Source organism: Treponema denticola ATCC 35405 (assembly GCF_000008185.1).
Taxonomy (GTDB): Bacteria; Spirochaetota; Spirochaetia; order Treponematales; family Treponemataceae; genus Treponema_B; species Treponema_B denticola.
Genome location: NC_002967.9, coordinates 1,611,561 through 1,624,607 on the forward strand (window position 1 = coordinate 1,611,561; position 13,047 = coordinate 1,624,607).

A 13,047-nucleotide genomic window follows, 5' to 3' on the forward strand; every position below is an offset into this window, starting at 1 on the left:
TTTACAAAATTATTGAGTTAACATAAACTATGAAACTAAAACCTTGTATTTATTCACAACCTAACTATCTCACTTCTCGGACAGCGATTGAAGCAGAAATCCTTTTTGCGGTGTGTTTAAGCAAAAAGCAAGCTCTGACCGGAGGGAAGAGCCTTGCCTGTGAAGACAAATGCAGCAAAAAGATTGGAGCGGAAAGCGCGGTGTTCAATTTTGTTTTCTTCGTAATGCTAAAAAACAAAATTGAGCAGTCCGCCAAAACAAACTCATTACTAGACAGCCCCACTGACATGCCTTTTGGAAATAGGTGGAGCAGATACAAGGAGCCTAGTAAAAATAAAGCGGAGGCGTATCGGGTATACGTCGAGCATTTATTTTTACGTAGCGACGCAGGAGATGCCCGCATATTTTCAAAAGAGGTAATTCACGACGGTCTGGGAAGAATAAGCTACACAGCCAAAGAAGGAGAAGTGTACATTGACGGAACGAATGATCAAACCCAAACGGGCTGGAACATCTCAAGTGTAATCAACTACGACAAGGCAGGACGAAAGAGTGAAGAAGGAATGCCCTTCTTTTACGGAGGGAACTTAGAACAAGAACTGGTAAATAAAAACTCTTATCAAGCCCTTGAATCTTTTTACGAACTAAATAATTTTACAACGATAAGAAACGGAACAAAATACGAATATGACGACATTGACCGAAATATCCTAACCACGCTTCCAGATGGCCACACACAAAAAACGGAATACTCGATAGACTCTTCTTTACAAATAACAAAGGCAACCGACCCGAAAGAAAACATAAGCATAAGCAAAAAAGATGCACGGGGAAACATACGGGAAGTAGAACGCTTAGATAAAAATAATAGCCTCCTTACAAAGGCAAGATACGAATATTCGGTGTTAGGAGAAATGCTAAAAGCCTACGATGCTAAAGACAACTTATTGGCGGTAAACTATGATATGTTAGGACGGCGAATAAGTTTAGAAAGCAAGGACACAGGCAAAAAAGAATGGATATATGATGATAAGGGCCGGCTTTACGCAGAAACGGACTCAGTATTAAAAAACAAAGCTGCCGAAATAAGATATGAATACGACGGCTTTGACCGCATAATAAAGACAGACTATCCTTTTAGCCAAGACATAGAATATAAATACGGAGCGCCGGGACAAAAAGGAGCAGGGCAAGTAGTCTACAAAAAAGATGAGACGGGAGAAACGCATTATAGTTACGGAAACTTAAACGAGGTAATAAAAGAAACAAGAACGATAAACCGCTATGGAGCGGGAACTAATCCTGAAACTGCAAGCTTTGAATACCGCTCGGACTACCTTGGCCGAATGCAGAGTATGAAATACCCTGACGGAGAAACCATAACCTACACCTACGATAAAGGCGGACAGCTCAAGGGAGTGAGCGGAGCAAAAACTACAAACAAGGGTAGTATAAAATACTCCTACGTCGATAAAATCCTATATGACGAACACGCACAAAGAGTATATATAAAGTATGGAAACGGCGTAGAAACACGGTACAAATATGATGAAAAACGAAGATGGCTTGATACAATAGAAACAAAGAATAACCAAACTCAGGATATCTTCCAAAAAATAAAGTACTCATTTGACCCTGTAGGAAACGTACGAGGTTATAATAACGACGCAACTACCTACGAAACACAACAAACATATTCTTATGACAACTTGTACCAACTGATAAGCGTAGAAGGAACAAGCAACCAATACAAGGGTAAAAAGAGCTTCGGAGCAACGCCGGTAAGTATTGCAAAATATAAACAAACCTTTAGCTTTGACAATATAGGCAACATGACCAATAAGCTAAGTACTACCAACATACCCGGTTCCCAAGGAAACTCGTATCCCAAAGCAGAACTTGATTACAGCCTCGACTACGAATACGATCCGGCTTACGCTCATCGACTAATCCATGCAGGCACCCGATACTACCGCTACGACGCGAACGGCAACATAACGGCAGAAAAAGACGGACCTTTTACGGATGAAGAAGAATTTACCTTTACCTACTCATATTTTGAAAATGAAGACGTCTACGGTACCGACTACGGCTTCGGCCTTGACGCTCCGAAAGAAACCGAGCAGACAAACCCGCAAGACCTCTTTGCTTACAGGCGTAACTACACATGGAATGAGCGTAACTTATTAACAAAATCAAGCGACCGCAACTTTACCGTACACTACCGCTACGGAGACGATGGACAGAGGGCACTTAAGTATACCGATGAGGGAAGAAGCGAAACCTTATACTTCAATAACTTTTTCACGATACATATCCCGACGCAAGATCAAAACAACCCGCAAGGCTTAAGGGTGCATAAACATATCTTTGTCGGTAACAGCCGCCTTGTAACGGCAATGACACATACCGATAACAGTGGAGACAACGAAGAACAAAAAGCAAAACGGTACTACTATCATTCAGATCACCTCGGCAGTGCACAGTTCGTAACAGACTGGAAAGGTAGGCAGTATGAACATATAGAGTATACACCCTACGGAGAACTATGGATAGAGGAAGTTGCCGCAGGGCTGGATAAACTGCCCTTTAGGTTTACGGGAAAAGAGCTTGACGAGGAGACGGGACTGTACTACTACGGTGCGAGGTATCTTGATCCGAAGTATTCAAGGTGGTTAAGCGGGGATCCGGCATTAGGTGAGTATATACCGCAAGCGCCGGTAAATGACGAAGCCAAAAAGCACAACGAGAACTTACCCGGAATAGGCGGAGTGTTTAATACCGTAAATCTTCACGTTTATCATTATGCGGGGAATAATCCGGTAAAGTATGTGGACCCAACAGGCCGTACGACAGAAGATGGTGCTGAAGTTACTGTTATAATTTATTACAATAGAAAAGATCAAATAGCTTTTAAAAAAGCTGCTGAAACCGCAGCTAAGTCTTATTCAAATCAAGATAATACCTATTTGATTGAGGTTTATACTGCCGATGAGTTTAAATCTCAATGGAGTTGGCTGAATGTTTATTTTGAAGTAAATAATATAGAAGTTGACAATATGGAGATTTTTTGTCATGGAGATGCTGAGAATTTATACTTTAAAGGAGGTAATTTATCTGTCAGTGATGTAAGTTTTTTAGATGATTTTTCTTTTTCAAAAAATGCTCAAATGATACTACATTCCTGTAACAGTGGGTCTTCTGATTCTGGAATATCACAAGCTTTTGCAAATAAGGAAAATATTACAGTATCTGGACAAACCGGATATGCTAACTTTTCCTCTGCATTTGAAAAATTTAGATTTATTTTTTTTGCTTCTTCAATTTATTTGGAAGCTTATAACAGAACAAAAAATAATCCTAAGGGAGATGGTACAAGACTTCCAAGAAGGAATTATCGAAAGGAATAAATTATGACTATTTTTTTTAGAGTATTAGGCATATTATATATTTTAGGATGTTTAGTATTATTTTTTTATTGCTTTGTCTTTACAGGTTTATCAAATCATTCATCATATAATATAACCTGTTATATTATATGTTATGGATTGCTGGGATTTATACTAGGACTTATATTAATTTTTTTCAGTTCAGAAAGAAAAATTAGTATTCTTTTATTTGCAATTATAATTTTAATTTTTGCAGGTGTTTCTAATGTTTTTAACATTATGATCAGTTATGATGAATGGCTTAGGCGTGGAATGCCTGAAAAATATACATTTTTATTTTCAAAATGAATATTTTGTAAAAGAGACTGGAATAATATTAAAAATGAAAACTAAAGGTGTATCGGGTCAAAAATCATAATAAAATTGAGGAGTAAGATTATGAAAAAATTTGGAATATGCATTGTAATATTGACTATAATATTCACAGTTTTGGATAGAATGAATAAATATTGGGAGTGTGAGAATTTCATTTTTAATACTACAATGATTATGAATGGTAATTATTATTTAGTTACTAAGGAAGATATGAAAATTGTTGAGGTGTCTGCTTTACAGTGGTATTATACAAATTCTATAGCTTCTATTTTATTAGTGTTATGGATTTTAACAGGCTTATTGTTTTTATATGTGATGGGACGCCATGTCTTGCCTTATTTTTGGTATAAAAAATACGATCATATGTTTGATGAAACTTGATTTTTGTGTGCTTTTAGAATAAACATTTTGGCTATATATTATTGTAAATGATGGATGGAAAAGGGAATGCACAAGTTGAAGAGAATCTTAAAGATTTCCAGTAATACCAGTAAAATAGGTGGGGTGTATGCTTAAACTTGATATTGCAATTGTAGTAAGACATCCGATACTGCCTGCTCGTGATATAACACTTATTTTTGATATTAAAGCAGCTGCTGAACACTCTGTTAATGAAGTACGAGTTTCAGCCTCCGGTAAAAAATGCGGAATTTTCAGGGAATCTTATGTTCGCTATGATGTTGTTCCTGAAATACTAAAGGGGAATAATCATGATATTATCATTCATGATTTGAATACATATTTTAAATCGAAAGTGAAGGATAGACAAAAACTTGAATCATTTTTGCAAAGCGGCGGGAATATAACCTATGAAGTTTATCTGGATAAAATACATGATGAAAATATATTTGAATTGTCTCCATGGATTTTAGATGAATGTGCTGATTTAGGTATACCATTATGTTTGAGTATGTTGATGGCGAGTGAAAATATAGTCTCTAAAAATACAGATTATAAGGCTCTGGATTTTATAACCGTTTCCATTGAACAGCCAATACCAAATAATGGGGTAGTTTATTATGCACATGAGTTCCTTTTAACTGAGGATACTTATTTAAAGAATGAAATTAATATGGCTATTAGTTTTTATAAAAGACATATTGTTGATATGTGTCTATCTATAAAAGAAAAGGTATGGTGTAAAATAACATTATGTCTAAAGACTTATTATCATTACGCTTTTGAACTTTCTTCCGAGATATGTAAGATGTGTGCTGAGTTGAATATTGGAGTCATGGTATGTTTTTAATTAATTTATGCAACAGGGAAAGCGGTATTAACTACCTGCGGAGAACTATGGACTTCTAAGTTAGAAAGTTGTGTGCTGTTTTGCCGACACTTGCTTATTTTTATATTTTATGCAATAATAAAAACTATAAGAAAGCTTCGGGATTCTTAAGGGCAAGGTGCTTGCTCCGCCCTTTTAAACAGCAGTTTTGAAGATAGGAGAGGCATAGGGAAGGGTAACAACCAACAACATTTCGAGGTAAAGAAATTTTTATCTGCAAAAGTGTCTTTCCTTCCCTTTAAATATGTGGATCCGGATGGAAAAAAACATTTGATGATAGGTGTTGGAGAATTTTCTAATGATCCAATAACAGAAAATGCATTAAGGAGGCAATTGAAGTATAATGAAAGGCTTACACATTGATAATAAAATATTTTTAAAAAAGATAATGCAACTATTCCTGTAGTTAGTGAGTAATTGGTGAATATGAGTTGCAAGATAATTATTGAACGTGCTGAAATAGTAAATGGTTACTCTAAACAGTTATTAAATATTGCAAAAATAAAACACATTAATTTAGATGTTTTTTTTCAAGCCTATAAAGGTATTGAGGGGATTGTAGTGGATAGAGAAAGTATTTACTCTAACTGTATTTGTGTAGATCAAAACCATAATATAAATAATAAATGTTATGGTTTTGATGTAGGAATTCTTGATATTGATTATTATTCCTTTTCTTCAATATACAATGAGATAATTTTTTCCTCATATGATTTTTTTTATAAATACAAAGAGAATCTTAATAATTTTTTTCTTTTTCCGACATATTATGAGGCTTCTCAATTTTTAAACTTCCATAAGCAAATATATGAAGAAGGAAATGATGTTGAACATACGGATTTACTTAGTATTTATAGGATATTAAAATAAATTGTATAAATAGTTGAAATATGATATTATGTGAGAAAATAAAAAACTTGGAGGAAAGAGTAACAGGTAATTGATAAAACTGTTGAGGAAAATAGATAAAACTATGAAAACAAAACGTTGTCTTTATCCACAGCCTAACTCTCTCACCCCCCGGACTGCGATTGGAAGGGAGCAAAAGCAATTTGTCAAAATTGCTTTTGCTGTACATCTTTCCGCAGTAATTCCTGCGGAAAGATACCGAAGCGATAGCGGAGCCCTGAAAAGCGCGGTGTTCAATTTTGTTTTCTCCGTAATGCTAAAAAACAAAATTGAGCAGTCCGCCAAAATAAAGTTATTAATAAACCTCCCCACTGACAGGACTTTTGGAAATAGGTGGAGCAGATACAAGGAGCCTAGTAAAAATAAAGCGGAGGCGTATCGGGTATACGTCGAGCTCATTTTACGTAGCGACGCAGGAGGTGCCCGCCATTTCAAAAGAAATGACGCACACCGATAACCAAGGCGACAACGAAGAACAAAAAGCAAAGCGGTATTACTACCATAGTGACCACTTAGGCAGTGCACAGTTTGTAACCGACTGGAAAGGCAGACAGTACGAGAACATTGAATACACACCGTACGGAGAACTGTGGACTTACAAGTCAAAAACTGCTATGCTGTTTTTGACGACGTATAATAATTTCCTTGCAAAGCAGCCCTCAGGGCTGATTGAAGAAGTTGCTGCAGGGCTGGATAAGTTACCGTTCAGATTTACGGGAAAGGAGCTGGATGAGGAGACAGGACTGTATTATTATGGAGCTAGATACCTTGATCCGAAATATTCAAGGTGGCTGAGTGGAGACCCGGCGCTAAATGATTACATGGCAGGCTCTTCTGTTGGTAAAGGCGGTATATATAATACTGTCAACTTTAATGTATACCATTATGGCGGAAATAACCCGATTAAGTATATAGATCCTACGGGAATGTATACAGAAGATGAAATTGAAAATTTTAAAAAAAGCTCTGCTAAAAAACAGCTTGAGTTCTTAAAAAACGAATATGATAGTGTGAAAGTATCTCCTTCAAATCAATTGAGAGGGGAAAAATCCAAAGAAATGAGAACGTTGAAGGATTCAATGAAGCTTGACGGATTATTTAAGGCTGATGAGACTTTTATGAATGAAACATTACATGACTTTTTAAATCTTAAAGAAGATGGAACGATGAATTATAGTCTTGATGAATTAATGAATCCAAATTCTGGATGGTCAGAAGTGTCTAGTATCGAATCCCAATATCATCAAACTAATGCAGAAAAACCGAATTTAAATGCAAAATTTATTCATCAAGATGGGCGGGAAGTGGTTATAAATTCAAAAGAAATGGTCGTATTGGATTATCCTGACAAAGGAACATTTAATTATGTAAACGGATCAATAATTAATCCGCTTACATGGCGGGGGCACTCATTATACGATATAAAACCATACGAAAAATTGATAACGCATAATGTTCTTATTACTAGTAACAAATCTTATTGGTTTGGTTATAATACTAGCTGTTGGATAAAGAATAAATGAGGATAGCATGAAAATAATTATTGGTATATTTCTATTGGTTGCGGTATGTGTTATAGGCATTTATAGTTTTATAAATGGCGGTCTGTTTGCAGATATCTTATATCCTAAAACGAGTTTTGGTTTTTATTGCTTGGATGCAAAACCTCCATCGGCGGTTGACCAAAGATTAGCGTTTGGCGATAAATATCCTCAGGCCTTTAATTTATATTTTAGCCCGCCAGGAAATATTCTTACTTTGCGGGTGGTCAAAACAGCTATCCAGTTTGACTTATTTGTAAAAAAACCATATACAATATTGAAAATAAATGAAATGAGAGTTTTGTTCAATGATGGAAAGACTATTAAGACTTTATGCAAGAATAAAGTATACACTTTTAAAGATTCATATTATGAGACCCTTAATGGATGGTATTTTTTACGAGAGTTTGCTGATCCTTTAGCCACTATAAAATTAGGTAATGTATTTATGGATAAAAAAGCGGGTGATGAATTTAATTGTGTAATTGAAATTCAATACTCCCTTGATAATGAACCTGTGCAAATACAAAAACTGAATTATCGTGTGGTTGCTGTAAAAGGTAAATTTCAAGATATATATTTGCCATAATGGTGTAATAGATATAATTATTTGAAGAAATTATGATTTTTTTTTATTATTGTAAATATTTTAAATATCTCATCTTTCGAACAGCGATTGAAAGCGACGGCGGAGCCTTGAAAAGTGCGGTGCTCAATTTTGTTTTCTTCATAATACTAAAAAACAAAATTGAGCAGTTCGCCAAAAGAAGATTATTACTAAATTTTTGGTATAAAAAATACGATCATATATTTGATGAAACTTGATTTTTGTGTGCTGTTAGAATAAACAGTTTGTCTATGGGTGCCTACGCTTGTTTATTTTTATATTTTGTGCAATAATAAAAACTATAAGAAAGCTTTGGGATTCTTAAGGGTAAGATGCTTGCTCCGCCCTTTTAAACAGCAGTTTTGAAGATTGGTATGGCTTTAGGCAAAGCTGGAAGTCATTATTTTGAATATGCAGAATCAGCTTTCAAACGTGCAAAACTTGTTCCCAGAAGTATTGCTGATACTATAAAAACTTCTTATGAAGAATATAAGCAATGGTGTGAAAAAATAAAAATTTGGAGGAAAAATAAATGCCAAGGTATATAGATAATTTTTTTATAATTTTGTCGTTTTTGCCTGGACTTTATTGGATCATATTATATATTCTTTTATTGTTATATGTAATTGCTTCATGGTTAGGAAGATTGAATAGAAAAATGAAAACTATTATATTTAGTAGTCTAGCAGTTGATACATGGTTTCATATTTTTAGATATACAATACTACCTTCAATAATATTAATTATTTTTACGATAATTTTAGGTAAAAGGATGTATTATGGTAATATGGATTATCGTTATGGTTCTATAAAAATTTTAATAATATTTATTGTAGGAGTAATTTGGTTTTTAGGAGCGTGGATTATATCGAGTATACAAAAGAAACGTGCGGAAAATGGTGATTTGGGATTTGCTTATAAAATGACAGCAATATTATCATGTATTTTATTTCCTCTAATTGCATTAATTATTGTATTTTTTTTAGTGAAACAATAATAATGAAATTGAGGAGTAATAGGCACTAAAAAACTATATTTTTATAGATAGTCTTGAAAATGACGTATGTAGTTTTATTTAGAAAGAGGTATTAATGGTGATTATATTAGAGGTCACCTCTAAAAACTTACTTTAAAAAAGATGAAAAATATGTTAAAAAGAAGAATGAAACAGAAAAGATTATTTGATGAAGAAGATCGTTTAAGAGTATTAAGCAAATATACCAAATCCTATTATTGAGGCTTGGTATAATGCTAGTGAAAAAACTGAGTCGATTAATGATTATGCAGCAAATTAGATAGAGCATTATTATAAAACAGGAGAAATTGAGTAAAAATGAAGAATTTTTTTTTAATTTTGTTTTTTATTTTAATAATTATGGAAGTTAATGCAATGTTTTCTGGAATTATTTTTTGGGATATATCTATTAAAGATTCTGATATTAAAAAATTAGATAAGAATGATATTGTTATGTGTTTAAAAGAGAAAATAAATATAATTTATGCAATAGAGGAATCAAAAATATTATCATATTTTTATGATAAGCATTGCATAGAAGTTAATTGTGATGTTAACCTCGAAGATTTGAAAGCTAATATGAAGGGATTTAATGACTTATTATTTTCATTTGTTATTGATGATATGATTGTTTTTACTGGTATAAATAGAATTGGAAGACCACCATTAGCTGCAAAAAATATGTATGATGATGAATTTATTAAGTTATTTGAAGTTAGATATATAAATAAATATTATTTAGTTTTTTCTAATACTCCATATTCAGTATTATATAGTATTAAAAGTGTAGCTAATTCTGATAATGGTAAAATCAAAAAAGAATATGCTATATTATATAATTTTTTTATTAAGAGAAAAAAGTTAAGAATGAATTTTTCGGAAAATTAGTGCTAAAGTAAAAAATTATATTATTCAAATTTTATCTCAGAGTTTTTCTTAGGCAAAACTACACCTCAACAAGTTCACGAATTGAATGCTGCCCTGTTTCCATTTGAGTTTTAGAATGTTCCAAAGCTTTTATATTTTTTTCCGAATAAAAAGAATTATCTTGAACAATTTCAAATGGGATTTTACGCTGTATTAAAGTTTGTTTTAAAAATATACGTATTGCAGTTGTCGTATCCATTCCTATTGATTCAAAAAAAGCATCCGCATCCTGTTTTAGATTTTTATCTATCCGTGTCTGTAAAACTGCTGTTTTCATATTTACCTCTTATTAGTAATATACTACAAAAGCAATAAAAAAGCAATACTTTTGCACAAATGCTTTTCATTAAAAAGTATAAAGAAATTTACAGTGAGAGGAATTACCCGGTACCTAGACTTTTTTATGATTTTAACCTATAATCAAAAAAATTATGAATTTTAAGGCTGGGTTTATGACTTGTAATCAAAGAAAACCTGATTGGTTAAAAATAAAACTTCCTACCGGAGAACTTTCACAGGAAGTATCGAATACAATAAAAATACATAAATTAAATACTATATGTACCAGCGGCAAATGTCCCAATCAGGGAGAATGTTGGAGGTGCGGAACTGCAACATTTATGATTTGCGGAAATATCTGTACGCGTGCATGTAAATTCTGTAATGTGCCTACCGGTTGCCCATTGCCCCTAAATCCTAATGAGCCGATGGAAATAGCTCAATCGGTTGAGGCTTTAAAATTAAAACATGTAGTTTTAACCTCGGTAGATAGGGACGATATAAAAGATTTCGGTGCTTCCCACTGGGTAAAGGTTATAAGAGCCGTAAAACAAAAAACACCGAATGTTACTATGGAAGTTTTAATTCCCGATTTTCAAGGCCATGAAGATTTGGTATCGATGATTATCGAAGCAAAACCTGAGGTAATTTCTCATAATCTTGAAACGGTACGCAGGCTTTCTCCCCATGTCAGGAGCAGGGCTACATATGATACTTCTCTCAAAGTTTTAAAACAAATTGCAGACTCCGGCTTGGTATGCAAATCAGGTATTATGTTGGGGCTGGGGGAAACAAGGGCTGAAATTTTAGAAACCATGGACGATTTACGCAAAATAAACTGCAAAGTTATGACCATAGGCCAATACCTCAGGCCCTCTATAAAAAACATTGAGGTTAAAGAATATGTAAGGCCTGAAGTCTTTGAAGAATATAAACAAATAGGTTTGGAGAAGGGCTTTTCTTTTGTGGAAAGCGGTCCCCTTGTTCGTTCCAGTTATCATGCCGAAAAGCATGTGTTGAGCTAAATATGACATACTTTTTTGAAACATACGGCTGTCAGATGAATCAGGCTGAATCCTCATCAATGGAACAGATTCTGCTAGAAAAGGGGTGGACGAATTCTTCCGATGCCGAACACTGCGATTTACTTATAATAAATACTTGTTCCGTACGCATAACTGCCGAAAACAGGGTTCTGGGAAGACTGGGACATTTTTCGGGTTTGAAAAAAAAGCGTAAATTTTTTGTGCTTTTAATAGGTTGCATGGCTGAAAGGCTTTATACCGAAATACAAAAAGAATTCCCGCTCATCGATTATGTTGTCGGAATGTTTGAACGCAATCTTCTTCCTCAAATTTTTGATGAAATTAAAGCCCGCCTTAAAAATGATAATTATATGGCGGAGTTTACTCATGACAATATCGAAGAAAAACCCGTATCGGGTTATTATTTCGCACCTCTTTCTCATTCGCCGAAGTCCTTTCAAAGCTATGTGCCCATTATGAACGGCTGCAATAATTTTTGTACTTATTGTATTGTGCCCTATGTTCGGGGCAGGGAAGTTTCGCGTCCCGTAAATGAAATATTGCAGGAAATTACCGAGCTTTCATCAAGGGGGGTAAGGGAAATTACCTTGCTCGGCCAAAACGTAAATTCCTATAAAGGAGAAGACGGGGAGGGGAGGCTAATCGATTTTCCAAAACTTTTAACTCTTATAGCGAGAGAAGCGGATAAAACCGATATGATAAGATGGATACGCTTTATGTCGAGTCATCCTAAGGATATGTCCGATGCTTTAATCGACACAATCGCTGCCGAAAAAAGACTTTGCAAACTCGTTCATCTTCCGGTTCAACACGGCTCCGATACAATTTTAAAAAGAATGAACAGGGTTTACACGATTGAACATTATAAGAACAGAATAAAACGCCTAAAAGAAACCATACCGGATATAGCCTTGAGTACCGATATTCTGATGGGCTTCCCCGGAGAAACCGAAGATGATGTAAAGGCTACATTGGATTTGATGCAGGAAATAGAATTCGATTCGGCCTTTATGTATCATTATAATCCGCGTGAAGGAACAAAGGCTTTCAATTATCCTGACAGGATTCCTGAAGAAGTAAAAATAGAAAGATTGGGCCGTGTAATCGACTTACAGCTAAAAATTACGGCAAAAAAAATGAAGGCAAAACTCGGTAAAAAGGTAGATATCTTGGTTGAATCCCATTCAAGAAATGAAAGGTCTGAACTTTTCGGGCACACCGAACAAGGAGAGATGACCGTAATCCAAGGCAATCCTCCCGAATCCTTAATCGGAAATTTTGCCCATGCAGAATTAAAAGAACTAAAAGGAAAAACATTTAGAGCAAATCTTAATTAGATAAAATCTTAACATGTATACATTTTTATACTGAATTATTAAATATTGTAGAAATAATAATACATCTTAATAAACACAATATGTGTTGACTCGACTAAAATAGAGAATATATTTTATAAATGGATAAGTTGGGCCGTAGAGATGTCAACTTGGATTTTATTGTGAAGAATGGGTAAAAATTCCTTCTAAAAAAACTCATAAAAACCCTTTATAAAACTTCCTATAATGTATGTTCTGTCTACTTACATGAGGTTTTAATTGGATTGGGTGGTTTTTAAAAGGTTTCATCTCCTCTTTTCTTTATCTTAAAATTTTGATATACTTTCTTTATATT

General features: G+C 34.1%; 12 protein-coding genes. 11 read left to right on the top strand and 1 reads right to left on the bottom strand.

What is annotated here, in order from left to right:
• Positions 1-29: 29 nt before the first annotated feature.
• From TDE_RS13280 to TDE_RS07530, 9 genes are all read left to right on the top strand, one after another.
• Positions 30-3,410 (top strand): RHS repeat domain-containing protein, encoded by a 3,381-nt coding sequence (locus tag TDE_RS13280; RefSeq protein ID WP_010956993.1) that lies wholly within the window; start codon positions 30-32, stop codon positions 3,408-3,410.
• Between the two features lie 417 nt (positions 3,411-3,827).
• Positions 3,828-4,145: a hypothetical protein gene (locus TDE_RS07490; RefSeq protein ID WP_002679232.1), complete on the top strand. Its 318-nt coding sequence runs from the start codon at positions 3,828-3,830 to the stop codon at positions 4,143-4,145.
• Between the two features lie 127 nt (positions 4,146-4,272).
• Complete coding sequence (locus TDE_RS07495; RefSeq protein ID WP_002679233.1) at positions 4,273-5,013, top strand: hypothetical protein; 741 nt, start codon at positions 4,273-4,275, stop codon at positions 5,011-5,013.
• 465 nt (positions 5,014-5,478) lie between these two features.
• Complete coding sequence (locus TDE_RS07500; RefSeq protein WP_002679236.1) at positions 5,479-5,922, top strand: hypothetical protein; 444 nt, start codon at positions 5,479-5,481, stop codon at positions 5,920-5,922.
• A gap of 362 nt (positions 5,923-6,284) precedes the next feature.
• The gene (locus tag TDE_RS13150) at positions 6,285-7,484 is read left to right on the top strand and encodes an RHS repeat domain-containing protein (protein ID WP_245522405.1); all 1,200 of its coding nucleotides are present in this window, start codon (positions 6,285-6,287) and stop codon (positions 7,482-7,484) included.
• A 7-nt stretch (positions 7,485-7,491) separates the two neighbouring features.
• Complete coding sequence (locus TDE_RS07515; RefSeq protein ID WP_002671162.1) at positions 7,492-8,091, top strand: hypothetical protein; 600 nt, start codon at positions 7,492-7,494, stop codon at positions 8,089-8,091.
• A gap of 392 nt (positions 8,092-8,483) precedes the next feature.
• Complete coding sequence (locus TDE_RS07520; protein ID WP_155116690.1) at positions 8,484-8,657, top strand: hypothetical protein; 174 nt, start codon at positions 8,484-8,486, stop codon at positions 8,655-8,657.
• A 110-nt stretch (positions 8,658-8,767) separates the two neighbouring features.
• Positions 8,768-9,106, top strand: coding sequence for a hypothetical protein (locus TDE_RS07525; RefSeq protein ID WP_245522406.1), 339 nt, complete (start codon positions 8,768-8,770; stop codon positions 9,104-9,106).
• A gap of 336 nt (positions 9,107-9,442) precedes the next feature.
• Positions 9,443-10,012: a hypothetical protein gene (locus TDE_RS07530; RefSeq protein WP_002679242.1), complete on the top strand. Its 570-nt coding sequence runs from the start codon at positions 9,443-9,445 to the stop codon at positions 10,010-10,012.
• 58 nt (positions 10,013-10,070) lie between these two features.
• On the opposite strand, the gene TDE_RS07535 is transcribed toward TDE_RS07530, so the two are convergent.
• Positions 10,071-10,328, bottom strand: a complete 258-nt coding sequence (locus tag TDE_RS07535; RefSeq protein WP_002679244.1) for a type II toxin-antitoxin system RelB/DinJ family antitoxin — start codon at positions 10,326-10,328, stop codon at positions 10,071-10,073.
• A gap of 175 nt (positions 10,329-10,503) precedes the next feature.
• Here TDE_RS07535 and lipA point away from each other — a divergent pair, with 175 nt between their 5' ends.
• Together lipA and miaB are read left to right on the top strand one after the other, a co-directional pair.
• Entirely contained in the window at positions 10,504-11,355 is an 852-nt protein-coding gene (lipA, locus tag TDE_RS07540) for a lipoyl synthase (protein WP_002679245.1), read from the top strand.
• A 2-nt stretch (positions 11,356-11,357) separates the two neighbouring features.
• Positions 11,358-12,713, top strand: coding sequence for a tRNA (N6-isopentenyl adenosine(37)-C2)-methylthiotransferase MiaB (gene miaB / locus TDE_RS07545; RefSeq protein WP_002679246.1), 1,356 nt, complete (start codon positions 11,358-11,360; stop codon positions 12,711-12,713).
• The last annotated feature ends 334 nt before the right edge of the window (positions 12,714-13,047 follow it).